The organism is Janibacter melonis, from assembly GCF_020567375.1.
GTDB classification, from domain to species: Bacteria; Actinomycetota; Actinomycetes; order Actinomycetales; family Dermatophilaceae; genus Marihabitans; species Marihabitans melonis.
This window is the reverse complement of sequence record NZ_JAJBZM010000003.1, coordinates 247449-260694: the sequence shown is the minus strand read 5'-3', so window position 1 is coordinate 260694 and position 13246 is coordinate 247449. Positions and strand designations below refer to the sequence as shown.

Annotated in this window: 13 protein-coding genes; 6 read left to right on the top strand and 7 right to left on the bottom strand. The window is 71.0% G+C overall.

From position 1 onward, the window contains the following. The first annotated feature begins 10 nt into the window (after positions 1-10). Positions 11-1087: a DNA integrity scanning diadenylate cyclase DisA gene (gene disA / locus LIV55_RS13340; RefSeq protein ID WP_068273090.1), complete on the top strand. Its 1077-nt coding sequence runs from the start codon at positions 11-13 to the stop codon at positions 1085-1087. A gap of 23 nt (positions 1088-1110) precedes the next feature. Beyond that, positions 1111-2001: an iron-sulfur binding domain-containing protein gene (locus LIV55_RS13335; RefSeq protein ID WP_229300564.1), complete on the top strand. Its 891-nt coding sequence runs from the start codon at positions 1111-1113 to the stop codon at positions 1999-2001. Here the strand turns inward: LIV55_RS13335 and LIV55_RS13330 are convergent. The 3 genes from LIV55_RS13330 to LIV55_RS13320 form a co-directional block, all read right to left on the bottom strand. After that, positions 1983-2531 (bottom strand): gluconokinase, encoded by a 549-nt coding sequence (locus LIV55_RS13330; RefSeq protein ID WP_229300563.1) that lies wholly within the window; start codon positions 2529-2531, stop codon positions 1983-1985. The genes LIV55_RS13335 and LIV55_RS13330 overlap by 19 nt on opposite strands. A gap of 21 nt (positions 2532-2552) precedes the next feature. Next, complete coding sequence (locus LIV55_RS13325) at positions 2553-3056, bottom strand: amino-acid N-acetyltransferase (protein WP_068273082.1); 504 nt, start codon at positions 3054-3056, stop codon at positions 2553-2555. A gap of 119 nt (positions 3057-3175) precedes the next feature. Beyond that, on the bottom strand, positions 3176-4594 hold the full coding sequence (locus LIV55_RS13320; RefSeq protein ID WP_191563150.1) for an LVIVD repeat-containing protein: 1419 nt from the start codon (positions 4592-4594) through the stop codon (positions 3176-3178). Positions 4595-4800: 206 nt separating this feature from the next. On the opposite strand from LIV55_RS13320, the gene LIV55_RS13315 reads away from it, so the two are divergent. Both LIV55_RS13315 and LIV55_RS13310 read left to right on the top strand, forming a co-directional pair. Further along, positions 4801-5475: a DUF305 domain-containing protein gene (locus tag LIV55_RS13315; protein ID WP_123091285.1), complete on the top strand. Its 675-nt coding sequence runs from the start codon at positions 4801-4803 to the stop codon at positions 5473-5475. Between the two features lie 27 nt (positions 5476-5502). After that, positions 5503-6069 carry a maleylpyruvate isomerase family mycothiol-dependent enzyme gene (locus LIV55_RS13310; protein WP_229300562.1) on the top strand — a complete coding sequence of 189 codons (567 nt, stop codon included), beginning with the start codon at positions 5503-5505 and terminating at the stop codon, positions 6067-6069. Between the two features lie 166 nt (positions 6070-6235). Here the strand turns inward: LIV55_RS13310 and LIV55_RS13305 are convergent, their stop codons facing one another. Then, positions 6236-8764 (bottom strand): ATP-dependent Clp protease ATP-binding subunit, encoded by a 2529-nt coding sequence (locus LIV55_RS13305; protein WP_229300561.1) that lies wholly within the window; start codon positions 8762-8764, stop codon positions 6236-6238. Positions 8765-8925: 161 nt separating this feature from the next. After that, a complete protein-coding gene (locus LIV55_RS13300) occupies positions 8926-9612 on the bottom strand; it encodes a DUF4328 domain-containing protein (RefSeq protein WP_191563152.1) in 687 nt (228 codons plus the stop codon). Positions 9613-9682: 70 nt separating this feature from the next. Between LIV55_RS13300 and LIV55_RS13295 the strand changes: the two genes are divergently transcribed. Continuing rightward, positions 9683-10270 (top strand): flavin reductase family protein, encoded by a 588-nt coding sequence (locus LIV55_RS13295; RefSeq protein ID WP_191563153.1) that lies wholly within the window; start codon positions 9683-9685, stop codon positions 10268-10270. A gap of 6 nt (positions 10271-10276) precedes the next feature. Here LIV55_RS13295 and LIV55_RS13290 read toward each other — a convergent pair whose 3' ends face one another. Together LIV55_RS13290 and ku are read right to left on the bottom strand one after the other, a co-directional pair. Then, on the bottom strand, positions 10277-11116 hold the full coding sequence (locus LIV55_RS13290) for an Fpg/Nei family DNA glycosylase (RefSeq protein WP_191563154.1): 840 nt from the start codon (positions 11114-11116) through the stop codon (positions 10277-10279). A 1-nt stretch (position 11117) separates the two neighbouring features. Beyond that, entirely contained in the window at positions 11118-12107 is a 990-nt protein-coding gene (gene ku, locus LIV55_RS13285) for a non-homologous end joining protein Ku (protein WP_229300560.1), read from the bottom strand. Between the two features lie 141 nt (positions 12108-12248). Between ku and LIV55_RS13280 the strand changes: the two genes are divergently transcribed. Continuing rightward, on the top strand, positions 12249-13139 hold the full coding sequence (locus LIV55_RS13280) for a hypothetical protein (protein WP_229300559.1): 891 nt from the start codon (positions 12249-12251) through the stop codon (positions 13137-13139). The last annotated feature ends 107 nt before the right edge of the window (positions 13140-13246 follow it).

Below are 13246 nucleotides of genomic sequence, written 5' to 3'. Positions count from 1 at the left end.
ACTCACGCTCGTGTCCGACCACGACGACGACCTGCTCCGGGCGACCCTGGCCGCGGTCGCGCCCGGCACCGAGCTGCGCGACGGCCTCGAGCGCATCCTGCGCGGCAACACCGGGGCCCTCGTCGTCCTCGGCCACGACCGGGTCGTCGAGCAGATCGCGACCGGCGGCTTCCCCCTCGACATCGAGTTCTCCTCGACGCGTCTGCGCGAGCTGGCCAAGATGGACGGCGCGATCGTCCTCGACCGCGGCTCCAACCGCATCCTGCGGGCCGGCACCCAGCTCCTGCCCGACCCGAGCATCGAGACCCAGGAGTCCGGCACCCGGCACCGCACCGCAGAGCGGGTCGCCCGCCAGACCGGTCACCCCGTCGTCTCGGTGAGCCAGTCGATGCGCATCATCGCGCTCTACGTCGGCGGACGTCGCCACGTCGTCAAGCCCGCCTCCGAGCTCGTGTCGTACGCCAACCAGGCCCTGCAGACCCTCGAGCGCTACAAGGCCCGGCTCGACGAGGTGACGAGCACCCTCTCGGCGCTCGAGATCGAGGACCTCGTCACGGTCCGCGACGTCGCCTCGGTGCTGCAGCGCCTCGAGATGGTGCGCCGCATCAGCGAGGAGATCGAGAGCTACGTCGTCGAGCTGGGCACCGAGGGTCGTCTGCTCACCCTCCAGCTCGAGGAGCTCACCGCCGGCCTGCAGGACGACCTCATGTGGGTCGCGCGCGACTACGCGCCGAGCGCCTCGAACCCGCCGACGGTCGAGGAGATGATGGCCTCGCTCGCCGCGCTCGACCCGACGGCGCTGCTCGACCTCGGCGCGTGCGCGAAGACCCTCGGCTTCTCCATCGTCGGCGAGAACCTCGACGCGACGGTCAGCCCGCTCGGCTTCCGCATCCTGTCGAAGGTCCCCCGTCTGCCGGGCCTGATCATCGAGCGCCTCGTCAACCAGTTCGGCGGGCTGCAGCGCCTGCTCGCCGCCGGCATCGACGACCTCATGACCGTCGAGGGCGTCGGCGAGGGCCGCGCCCGCCTCGTGCGCGAGGGGCTGTCTCGCCTGGCCGAGACCTCCATCCTCGAGCGCTACGTCTGACCCGGTCGAGGCCGAGGTCCGTCGTGAGCACCGCTGAGACCGAGCTGGCGCACGTCCACCGACGGGTGCTGAGCTGGTTCGACGAGCACGCCCGCGACCTGCCGTGGCGGGCAGCCGGCACGACGCCCTGGGAGGTCTTCGTCTCCGAGGTGATGTCGCAGCAGACCCCGGTCGCCCGGGTGGTGCCGATCTGGCAGGAGTGGATGCGTCGGTGGCCGACGCCCGCCGACCTGGCATCCGCTGCTCCCGGTGACGCGGTACGGCTGTGGGGGCGGCTGGGCTACCCGCGCCGCGCGCTGCGGCTGCGCGAGGCGGCGGTCGCCATGGTCGAGCGGCACGACGGCGAGGTGCCGACGAGCCCGCAGGACCTCCTCGCCCTGCCCGGTGTCGGCGCCTACACCGCGGCCGCCGTGGCGTCCTTCGCGCACGGCCTGCCCGAGGTCGTCGTCGACACGAACGTGCGCCGGGTCCTCGCCCGGGCGCTCGAGGGGCGTGCCCAGGCCGCCCCCGCTCTCACCGCGCACGAGGCCCGGCTCGCCGCGGGCGCGATGCCGCCCGAGACGGACGACGCCAACGCGTGGAACGCCGCGGTCATGGAGCTCGGGGCGCTCGTGTGCACGGCCCGCTCCCCGCGCTGCGAGGAGTGCCCGGTGAGCGACCTGTGCGCGTGGCGCCGGGCGGGGTCACCGGCCCATGACGGACCCGTGCGGCGCGGTCAGGCATGGCACGGCACGGACCGGCAGGTGCGCGGCCGGGTCGTGCAGCTGCTGCGGGAGAGCGTCGGCTCGGTGAGCCGCGAGCAGGTCGCGCAGGTGTGGCCGCAGGACCCGGCGAAGGTGGACCGCTGCCTGGCCGGTCTCGTCGAGGACGGGCTCGTCGAGCCCGACGGCGAGGGCTACCGGCTGCCCGTGTGAGCCGGCTGCTCGGGCAGCCCGAGCAGCTCGAGGGTCTCGCGCAGAGCCTCGTCCTCGTCGCCGTCGGAGCGCAGGGTGCGCGCGGGCTCGTCCGCCCCGAAGGGCTCGAGGGTGTCGAGCTGGGAGCGCAGCATCGACGCCTTCATGTAGTGGCCCTCGCGGGTCTCCAGCCGCCGGTACAGCTCCTCCTCGGGGACGTCGAGGAGGAAGAACTCGACGTGCTCGCGCCCCTCGCGCAGGAGGTCGCGGTAGGAGCGCTTGAGCGCCGAGCACGCGATGACCGCGCTCTCCCCCTTCGCCTCGCGGTCGCTGATCCACTCCCCGATCGCCCGCAGCCACGGCCAGCGGTCCTCGTCGGTCAGCGGGTGGCCGTCAGCCATCTTCGCGATGTTGGCCTCGGGGTGCAGCCGGTCGCCCTCGAGGAAGGCCCAGCCGGTCGCGGCGACGACCCCCTCGGCGAGGGTCGTCTTGCCGGCGCCGGACACCCCCATGACGACGACGTGACGGATCGGCTGCGCGTCGGTGCTCATCGCGCCAACCTACCCAGGACCTCAGAGCTGACGGAGCATCCGGGTGTTGCCCAGGGTGTTCGGCTTGACCCGCTCGAGGTCGAGGAACTCGGCGACGCCCTCGTCGTAGGAGCGCAGCAGCTCCGCGTAGACCTCCGGGTCGACCGCGCGGCCCTCGATCTCGGTGAAGCCGTGCCGGGTGAAGAAGTCGGTCTCGAAGGTGAGGCAGAAGATCCGCTCGACCCCGATCTCGCGGGCGTCCTCGAGCAGCGCGCGCAGCAGCGCCCCGCCGACGCCGTGCCCGAGGTGGTCGCGCGAGACGGCGAGCGTGCGGATCTCGGCGAGGTCCTCCCACATGACGTGCAGCGCCCCGCAGCCGACGACGACGCCGTCGATCTCGGCGACGCGGAACTCCTGGATGCCCTCGAAGTAGGCGACGGCGTCCTTGCTCACGAGCACCCGGCTCTCGGCGAGCGGGGCGACGAGGTCGCGGATGGCGCGGACGTCGGGGGTTCGGGCGCGACGGATCTCGGGCTGGCTGGGCACCGGCCCAATGTACGCGCGGCCGGGGCCGTCCTCGGCGCCGCAGGGCGCGACGAAGGGGGCGCCCCGGCACCTGGCCGGGACGCCCCCTTCGCGTCAGTGATCGTCTCGTCGAGCGGGGCTCAGCGGACCTTGTACTTCGGCTGGCTCTGGACGTTGAGCTCGTCCATGATCTGCTTGTCGATCTTCTTGGTCGACGGGTCGACCCACTTGAGGACGTCGAAGCCACGGGCGATGTCCGAGGAGTACATGTGGCCGTTGTAGTAGTACGTCGACCACGTGCCGCCGGTGCCGGCGCCCTCGGGGAGCGGACCGCGCTCGAAGTAGCCCAGCTCCTCGGGGTTCTCGGAGTCCGTGAAGTCCCAGATGCTCACGCCGCCCTGGTACCAGGACTGGACCATGAGGTCACGCCCGGCGACGGGGATGATCGAGCCGTTGTGCGCGACGCAGTTCTCCGTCGGGCCCTGGTGGCGGTCGATCTTGTAGTACGACTTGAAGTCGAGACGGCCGTACTTCGAGATGTCGTAGATCGCGTTCGCGCCACGGTTCGGGCCAATGGCCGCGTTGCAGGTGGCGGCGCCGCCACCACCGAGCTCGTCGGTGAAGATCACCTTGGAGGCGTCGGCGTTGAAGGTGGCCGAGTGCCAGAAGGCGAAGTTCTCGTCGTCACGGACGCGTTCGATGACCCGCGGCTTCTCGGGGTTCTCGATGTCCATGATGATGCCGTCGCCCATGCACGCACCGGCCGCGAGGTCCTTGTGCGGCAGCGCGGTGATGTCGTGGCAGCCGGTCGTGGCCGAGCGGCTCGCGATCGGGGTCGGGCCGGGGCCACCGGGGTTGCCGCCGTCGGGGAAGAGGTTCGGCGTGGCGATGACCGCGGCCGAGGTGGGGTTCTTCGTGTCGACCTTGACGATGGAGATGAGGTCGTGCGGCGTCTTGCAGTCCGGGAAGGTGTCACGCGGCGAGTAGCTCGACACGTAGAGGTAGTCGGTCTTGTTGTTCTTGCCCTTGCCCGGGACGAGCGTGTGCGTGTGCGACCCGCAGGCGGTCTCGACGGACTTGATGTACTTCGGGTTCTTCACGTCGGAGATGTCGAAGATCTTGATGCCCTCCCAGCTCTCCTTGATCGTCGCGGACTGCGACGTCGAGGCGCAGGAGTCGTCGCTGCGCGAGGAGTCGGTCGAGAGGTAGAGCAGGTCGCCGGAGACGGAGATGTCGTTCTGGCTGCCGGGGCAGCTGACCTGGACGATCGTCTTGGGCTTCTTGGGGTTTCGGATGTCGATGATCGAGAAGCCGTCGTAGTTGCCGACGAAGGCCTTGTCGTCCTGGAAGGCCAGGTCGGTCCCGACCCCCTGCGCCAGCACGCCCGACGGGGCGATGTTGGCGAGGTGCTTGACGTTGGCGCTGCGCCCGATCTCATCGGTCTTGAGGTCGGTGCCGGACACGCCGACCCGGTCATCGGGTCCGACGGCTAGTGCGGCGCCGGCGCCCGAGGTGACCAGGGCTGCTGCCGCAGCGATGGCCAGTAGTGGCTTACGCATGTTTCCTCCGCTCGGTGGCTCCCGAACGAGGGTGGCGGCCCTTGGACGGGTCTTCAAGGTTCGCTCAGCCTCTCCTGACCTGTGAGTCGGCCGAAAGGTGACGAAGGTCAGGGATGGGTCAGCGTTGGGTCAAGACCCCCGGTCGCGCGGCGTGAAGATGCCGCCACCCCTTCGCAGAGCACCCCCGCCCCGGTTACCGTCGGCTCGTGCGCAGCCTCCGAACGACCGCGATCGCGTCCGCCCTCGCCCTGGCTCTCGCCGGCTGCTCGGGCGGCGACACCGAGCCCGTGCCGACGGCGTCGGCGACCTCCCCCGACGCGCCCGTCCTCGAGCCGGGCTCCCCCGGTCAGCCGAACTCGACGCTCACCGGCAGCGACGCGATCGCCACCCCGTCGGTCTCGCACAACGACGCCGACGTCACCTTCCTCACCGACATGATCAGCCACCACGCGCAGGCCATCGTCATGAGCGACATCGTCAAGGGGCGGCTCACCGACAGCAAGGTCAAGGGCATCGCCAGCCGCATCGCCGACGAGCAGAAGCCGGAGATGGAGGGCATGGCGACGACCCTGCGCTCGTGGGGCGAGGAGGTGCCGCCCGAGGCGAAGAACCCCAAGCTCGTCACCCAGCACGGCTCCCACCACTCGATGCCCGGCATGGCGACGCAGCAGCAGCTCACCGCGCTGGAGAACGCGAGCGGCACCGAGCTCGACCGTCAGTACCTCGACCTCATGGTCGCCCACCACAAGGGCGCGCTGACGATGTGCGACACCCACGGGGAGAAGGGCATGGACGAGCGCACCGGCGAGCTCGCCGACGACATCAACGTCACGCAGACCAAGCAGATCGAGCAGATGCAGCAGATGCGCAAGCGGCTCTGAGCCGGCGCACCCGCAGACGAGGACGACATGAGCGACACCGCTGCCGACCGTTTCCGCACCGCCGCCGAGCGCTTCTCGGCACTCGTGGGCGGCACCACCGACTGGTCGGCGCCGACGCCCGTGGACCAGTGGCGGGCGCGCGACGTCGTCGAGCACCTGACGACCTGGCTGCCGGGCATGCTCGCCGGCTGCGGGGTCGCCCTCGACCCGGGGCCGTCGGCGCAGGACGACCCCACCGCCGCGTGGGAGCACGTGCGGGGGCAGGTGCAGGGCCTCCTCGACGACCCGGGGCGGGCCGGGCAGGAGGTCACCCAGGAGCACCTGGGCACCCTGCCGCTCGAGCGCCTCGTCGACACGTACTACACGCCCGACGTCGTCATGCACTCCTGGGACCTCGCGCGCTCGAGCGGTCAGGACGACACCATCGACCCGGACTTCGTGCGCGAGGCGCACGCGGGGATGCTCTCCATGGAGCCGATGATCCGGGGCTCGGGGCAGTACGGCGAGCAGCAGCCCGAGCCGGAGGGCGCGAGCGAGCAGGAGCGCTTCCTCGCCTTCATCGGCCGCGACCCCCGCTGGTCTTCCCCGACCTGACCCTGAGTGGTCTCGAGGCTCCTCCGTCGCACCTCGACCAGCGAAGGGTCGGCGGGTGGTCTCGAGGCTCCTTCGTCGCACCTCGACCGGCGAGGGGTCCCGGGGACGGCGAAGGGGGCGACGCACCGTGGTGCGTCGCCCCCTTCGTCATGGGGTCAGGCGGGGGTCACTCCGAGCGAGGGTCGCTCTCTCCGCCGACCGTGATCGGCAGGTCGATGGCGGGGGCCTTCGGCGCACCGGCGAAGGTGAACCGCGCCTCCTTGCCCTCTCCCTCGACGTCGACACCGACGATCTCGCCGGCACCGATCTCGCCGTAGAGGATCTTCTCGGACAGCACGTCCTCGATCTCGCGCTGGATCGTCCGCTTGAGCGGGCGGGCGCCGAGCACCGGGTCGTAGCCGCGCTTGGCGAGCAGGGCCTTGGCCGCGGGCGTGAGCTCGATGCCCATGTCCTTGTCCTTGAGCCGCACGTCGAGCTTGGCGATCTCCAGGTCGACGATCTCGACGATCTCGTCCTGGCTCAGCTGCGGGAAGACGATGGTGTCGTCGACGCGGTTGAGGAACTCCGGACGGAAGTGCTGCTTGAGCTCGTCGGTGACCTTGGCCTTCATCCGCTCGTAGTCGGTCCGGCCGTCGTTGCCGGGGGCGAAGCCCATGGTGCCCTTGGAGATGTCCCGGGTGCCGAGGTTGGTCGTCATGATGATGACGGTGTTCTTGAAGTCGACCATGCGGCCCTGGCTGTCGGTCAGACGGCCGTCCTCGAGCACCTGCAGCAGGCTGTTGAAGATCTCCGGGTGCGCCTTCTCGACCTCGTCGAAGAGGACCACCGAGAAGGGCTTGCGGCGCACCTTCTCCGTGAGCTGACCGCCCTCGTCGTAGCCGACGTACCCGGGCGGGCTGCCGAAGAGACGGCTGACCGTGTGCTTCTCGGAGTACTCCGACATGTCGAGGGTGATGAGGCTGTCCTCGTCGCCGAAGAGGAACTCGGCGAGCGCCTTGGCGAGCTCGGTCTTGCCGACGCCCGTGGGGCCGGCGAAGATGAACGAGCCACCGGGGCGACGCGGGTCCTTCAGACCGGCGCGGGTGCGACGGATCGCCTGCGAGAGACCCTTGATCGCCTCGTCGTTGCCGACGACGCGCTTGTGGAGCTCGCCCTCCATGTTGAGCAGCCGCGAGGACTCCTCCTCGGAGAGCTTGAAGACGGGGATGCCGGTCGAGGCGGCGAGCACCTCGGCGATGAGCTCCTCGTCGACCTCGGCGACGACGTCCATGTCGCCGGCCTTCCACTCCTCCTCGCGCTTGGCCTTCTCGCGCAGCAGGGTCTTCTCGTCGTCCCGCAGACGGGCGGCGAGCTCGAAGTCCTGGCCGTCGATGGCCGACTCCTTCTCCATCCGCACGCCGGCGATCTTCTCGTCGAACTCCTTGAGGTCCGGCGGCGCGGTCATCCGACGGATGCGCAACCGCGCGCCCGCCTCGTCGATGAGGTCGATCGCCTTGTCCGGCAGGAAGCGGTCGTTGACGTACCGGTCGGCCATCGTCACGGCGCCGACGATCGCGGCGTCGGTGATGGTCACCTTGTGGTGCGCCTCGTACCGGTCGCGCAGGCCCTTGAGCATCTCGATGGCGTGCGCCAGCGAGGGCTCGGCGACCTGGATCGGCTGGAAGCGGCGCTCCAGTGCCGAGTCCTTCTCGATGTGCTTGCGGTACTCCTCGAGCGTCGTCGCGCCGATGGTCTGCAGCTCGCCGCGGGCGAGCATCGGCTTGAGGATGCTCGCGGCGTCGATCGCGCCCTCGGCGGCACCCGCACCGACGAGGGTGTGGATCTCGTCGATGAAGAGGATGATGTCGCCGCGGGTCTTGATCTCCTTGAGCACCTTCTTCAGGCGCTCCTCGAAGTCACCGCGGTACCGGCTGCCCGCGACGAGCGAGCCGAGGTCGAGGGTGTAGAGCTGCTTGTCCTTGAGCGGCTCGGGCACGTCGCCGCGCACGATGTCCTGGGCCAGGCCCTCGACGACGGCGGACTTGCCGACGCCGGGCTCGCCGATGAGGACGGGGTTGTTCTTCGTGCGGCGCGAGAGCACCTGCATGACCCGCTCGATCTCCTTCTCACGCCCGATGACCGGGTCGAGACCGCCGTCGCGGGCGGCCTGCGTGAGGTTGCGACCGAACTGGTCGAGCACGAGCGAGCCCGCGGGCTGACCCTCGGCGGGACCTGCGCCGACACCGGCACCGGCCGCGGCGCCCTCCTTCGAGCCACCCTGGTAGCCCGAGATGAGCTGGATGACCGTCTGGCGGACGCGACCGAGGTCGGCACCGAGCTTGACGAGGACCTGGGCGGCGACCCCTTCGCCCTCACGGATGAGGCCGAGGAGGATGTGCTCCGTGCCGATGTAGTTGTGACCCAGCTGGAGCGCCTCGCGCAGCGAGAGCTCGAGGACCTTCTTGGCCCGCGGGGTGAAGGGGATGTGGCCGCTGGGGGCCTGCTGACCCGGGCCGATGATGTCCTGCACCTGCTCGCGGACCTGCTCGAGCGAGATGCCGAGGGACTCGAGCGCCTTGCTGGCGACTCCCTCGCCCTCGTGGATGAGTCCGAGGAGGATGTGCTCGGTCCCGATGTAGTTGTGGTTGAGGAGGCGGGCCTCCTCCTGGGCGAGCACGACCACGCGCCGGGCTCGGTCTGTGAACCGTTCGAACATGGGGACACCCCTTCTGGCTTGGCTGCCTGAAATGCTAACTGGCTCTGCCCCAGATCCCTGGTGCGTCCGCACCCAGGAGGGGGTCGAGTCGATCTGCTCTGCACAACGTCACCGGGCGCTCCCCTGTTCCGCCGGGGGACGGCGGGTCCGCGTGTTCGCTGTCAGCGGACAGGACCGGCGAGCCGGGAGGCCGCCAGACGCCCGGTCCCGGAGGCCACCCGGCGCACGAGGACGAGCCACGGCACGAGAGCGACGGCGAGCGCGAGGCCGGCGACGAGGTCGAGCCGGGCCGCGAGGACCAGCGACTCGACGGTGGGCTGCTCGTCGACGAGCCACAGGCCCGCGGTGTCGACGACGACGACCACGAGCCAGGCGGCCCACCACCAGGCGAGGAGCCGGCGCGGCCGCTCGCCGACCGCCCGGAGCACGTCACGGACGTACCGGAAGGGGAACCACCAGCAGACGACGGGCGTCACCCATGCCCACCAGGCCCATCGCCGGGACAGCGAGTGCGTCGTCGGCGCCATCGCGTCGCAGACGCGTCGTGAGCGCGCGAGCCACACCGAGGTGCACGCCCACAGGACGACCAGCAGGCACGCCTCGACGGCAGCGGGCACCCAGCTGTCGACCGTCGTCACCGCCACCATCGGCTCGCCCCCGTCGTCGACGACCCACCGCTCGATCGCGCGGAGCGAGACGAGGCGGGCGACGGCCGCGCCCACCCGGACAGCGGTCCACAGGACCGCGAGCGACACCACGGCGGCGAGGAGGACCCGACCCGGAGGGCGGACCGTGAGGCCGGGCAGAGGTCGCGCGAGCGGCACCCCGAGCGGCGGCGTGGTCGACATGGCGCGAAACCTAGCGGCTGAGCGGGCATCCCGCGCGAGATCCTCCACAGCCCCGTCGTAGCGTCTGACCATGCGCACCGTCTTCGACGTCAGCGACCCGGCGACCGACGCCTACGACCTGCTCACCTCGGTCGTCGTGCCCCGCCCGATCGCGTGGATCAGCACCGTGGGCGCGGACGGGGTCGGCAACCTCGCACCGCACTCCTTCTTCTCCGTCGCGTGCGCGCGACCGCCGATCATCAGCTTCACCTCCGTGGGGCGCAAGGACACGCTGCGCAACGTGCTCGCGACCGGCCACTTCGTCGTCAGCGTCGTCGGCGAGGACCAGCGCGACCTGGCGAACGCGAGCAGCGCCCCCTTCGACCCCGAGGCCGACGAGGCGCAGGAGCTCGGCATCGCCCTCGAGCCGAGCGACCTCGTGCCCGTGCCCCGCGTCGCCGGGTCCGCGGCCTCGGTGGAGTGCCGGCTGCACTCGAGCATCAAGCTCGGCGACAGCCATCTCGTGCTCGGCAGCGTCGTCGCCGTCACCGTGCGCACCGACGCCCTCGAGGACGGGCGCCCGACGATGGAGGCGCTGCGGCCGATGTCGCGCCTGGGCCGCGACGAGTGGGGCCTGCCGCCCGAGGTCATCCGGCTCGAGCGTCCCGGCAGCGCCTGAGCCCGCTCAGGTGCCGGTCTGGCAGACCGTGCACCAGTAGAGCTTGCGACCGGCGAGGTCGCGCATGCTCACCGGTGTGCCGCACACCCGGCAGGGCTCGCCGGTGCGCCGGTAGACGTACGAGGTGCGCTCGGTGAGATGAGGGGTCTCCCCCTTCGCCATCGCCTCCTCGACGACCTCGACCTGGTCCTCGCGGGTGACGATCCGCCCGGTGACGACGCCGAGCGGCATGAGGCGGCGCAGGTCCGCCCAGATCCCGTCCCACGTCTCGCGAGCCAGAGCGCGACCGGGCGTCGCCGGGTCGACGCGGCGACGGAAGAGGACCTCGCAGCGGTAGACGTTGCCGATCCCCGCGACGACGGACTGGTCCATGAGCAGTGCGGCGACCTCCTTGCGCGAGCGGGTGACCCGCTCCCACCCGCGCTCGCCCGACTCCTCGCGAAGGGGGTCCGGCCCGAGCCGGTCGCGGATGCCCGCCTCCTCCTCCGGCGTGATGACGGCGCACACCATCGGGCCGCGCAGGTCGGCCACGTGGCCCTCGCCCTCGATGCGGCAGCGCACCTGCCCGACGACCGGCTTCTCGCCGACGAAGGCGACCTCGTCGATGGTGAAGGTGCCGATGAGACCGAGGTGCACGTGGAGCACCCGCGGCTCGGGCGACCCCGGGGGCTCGACCTCGACGAAGAGCTGCTTGCCGTGCGAGCGGGCCTCGCGCACCACTCCCCCGTCGAGCAGCTCGGCGCCCGCGGCGAAGCGGCCCTGCGGCGAGCTGACCTGGACCTCGCTGCCCGCGAAGGCGGCGTCGAGCGCGCCGGCGATGCGCGCCAGGGTGTGACCCTCGGGCACCTCAGCCGGCCTTCTTCTTCGGGGCCGACTTCTTCGCGGTGCTCTTGCTCGTGGTGCTCTTCGCCGCGGTCTTCTTCGCCGGGGCCTTCTTCGCGGCACTCTTCTTCGCGGTCGTCTTCTTCGCCGTGGTCTTCTTCGCGCCCGAGCCCTTCGCGCCCGACTCGCTGCTGTCCTTCGACCCGCCGTCGGAGCCCGTGGCCGAGGACTCGCCCCGTCGGCTCTTGGCCCGCTCGACCGACTTCGCGAGCGCCGCGAGCAGGTCGACGACCTCGCCCCCTTCGTCCTCCTCCTCGGGGGCGGCCTTGACCTCACCGCCCTCGACCTTGGCCCGGACGAGCTCCTTGACGGCGAGCGCGTAGTCGTCCTCGTAGTCGTCGGGCTCGAAGTCGTCGGCGAGCTGGTCGATGAGGACCTGCGCCATCGACATCTCCTTCTCGGTGGCCTTCTCGTCCGCGCCGAGGTCGCCGAAGGCGCCGGCGTCGCGGACCTCGTCGGGCCACAGCATCGTCTGCATGACGATCATGCCCTCGCGCACGCGGAGCACGGCGAGGGTCATCCGGGTGCGGATCGCGACCGTCGCGACGGCCATGCGGTCCTCGCCCTCGAGCGCGTCGCGCAGCAGGACGTAGGGCTTGACCGCGGACTTGTCGGGCTCGAGGTAGTACGTCTTGTCGAAGTAGATGGGGTCGATCTGGTCGCTCGGCACGAACTTCTCGACGCTGATCTCCTTGCTGCTGCGCGTCGGCAGGTCGGCGAAGTCCTCGTCGGTGAGGACGACCATCTCGCCGTCCTCGGTCTCGTACCCCTTCGCGATGTCGTCGTAGGCGACCTCGTCGCCGTCGATGCTGCAGACGCGCTTGTAGCGGATGCGCCCGCCGTCGGCGACGTGCACCTGACGGAACTGCACGTCGTGGTTCTCGGTCGCGGAGTACAGCCGCACGGGGACGTTGACCAGCCCGAAGGAGACCGCACCCTTCCAGATCGCTCGCATGGGTCCAGCATGCCCTCCCGGGCCGCCTCGAGGTCACGATCGCGTCACCGCGATGGCGAAGGGGAAGCCACGCACCCTGTCGTCCGCCTAGCATCCGGCGAGCCCTCGTCGGCCCTCCCCTCCACACGAAACGGACGCCCCATGCCCCGCCACCTCCGCAGCGCCGCCGCCGGCCTGCTCGCCGCCGCCGCCGCTCTCGCCACCGCGGGCAGCGCGACCGCGGCCCCTGTCGTCCCCGGTGCACCCCGCGTGGCTGGGGGCTCTGCGTCGGCCTCGATCGCCGGGATCCCCTCGAGCTGCTGGGCCTTCGCGTCCTACCTCCAGCCGAACCGCATCTACTCGGAGATGGGCCTGAGCGGCAGCCGGATCACCTTCGCCTACCCCACGTCGGAGACGGGCAAGCTGACCTACACCCCCATCGCCCAGGTCACGCGGTGGTCCGAGGAGACCCGGACGGGCATCCGCCTCGACGGCTACGCGGTGAGCCCCGGCGGCACCGTCCAGCACGTCGTGCGCGACTGGTCCGACGGCAACGTCATGCGCACGACCCGCCGCACGGTGCAGAGCGGCTGGACCAGGGCCCGGGCCCTGTCGGCCGGCCAGGGCGTCGTCTACGCCGTCATCGGCGACAAGCTGCGCCGCTACGACGTCTCGAGCACCGGCTCGCTCGTCGACGGCACGACCTTGTCGACGGACTTCGCCGACGTGCAGACGCTCGCTCTCGCGTCGTGGTCGAGCTACGGCGACACCCTCGTCGCGACGACGAAGGGGGGCAGCCTGCTGCGCATCAAGACCTCGTTCGCCAAGGACACCGCGACCCGCACGGTGATGCGCTCCTCCGGTTTCCTCGGCTTCAAGGCGCTGTCCGCAGGTGGCTGCGACGGTTCCAGCGCTGCCGCCCTCATCGGAGTCTCGGGCGCCGGCAAGATCTACGCCTACTACGACCGTGACGGTTACACCAAGGACGCCTACCAGCCGAGCGGGCGCCTCGCGAGCACGCAGATCGCCGACCTGCCGACCTACAGCAACTGACGCGATCAGGCGGCACGAACGGGTCGAGGGGTTCCGCGGCGACGGGGGCGGGGCGGGGCACCCCGCCCCCGGCGGCGGCAGCAGCGCCCGCGCGGCGGCGGGGGGCG

What these genes read in the sequence shown, in the direction of transcription:
- LIV55_RS13330 (WP_229300563.1), bottom strand. Translation starts at nt 2,531, where the DNA reads ATGAGCACCGACGCGCAGCCGATCCGTCACGTCGTCGTCATGGGGGTG.
- ku (WP_229300560.1), bottom strand. Translation starts at nt 12,107, where the DNA reads ATGCGAGCGATCTGGAAGGGTGCGGTCTCCTTCGGGCTGGTCAACGTC.
- LIV55_RS13320 (WP_191563150.1), bottom strand. Translation starts at nt 4,594, where the DNA reads ATGCGTAAGCCACTACTGGCCATCGCTGCGGCAGCAGCCCTGGTCACC.
- LIV55_RS13295 (WP_191563153.1), top strand. Translation starts at nt 9,683, where the DNA reads ATGCGCACCGTCTTCGACGTCAGCGACCCGGCGACCGACGCCTACGAC.
- LIV55_RS13300 (WP_191563152.1), bottom strand. Translation starts at nt 9,612, where the DNA reads ATGTCGACCACGCCGCCGCTCGGGGTGCCGCTCGCGCGACCTCTGCCC.
- LIV55_RS13280 (WP_229300559.1), top strand. Translation starts at nt 12,249, where the DNA reads ATGCCCCGCCACCTCCGCAGCGCCGCCGCCGGCCTGCTCGCCGCCGCC.
- LIV55_RS13305 (WP_229300561.1), bottom strand. Translation starts at nt 8,764, where the DNA reads ATGTTCGAACGGTTCACAGACCGAGCCCGGCGCGTGGTCGTGCTCGCC.
- LIV55_RS13310 (WP_229300562.1), top strand. Translation starts at nt 5,503, where the DNA reads ATGAGCGACACCGCTGCCGACCGTTTCCGCACCGCCGCCGAGCGCTTC.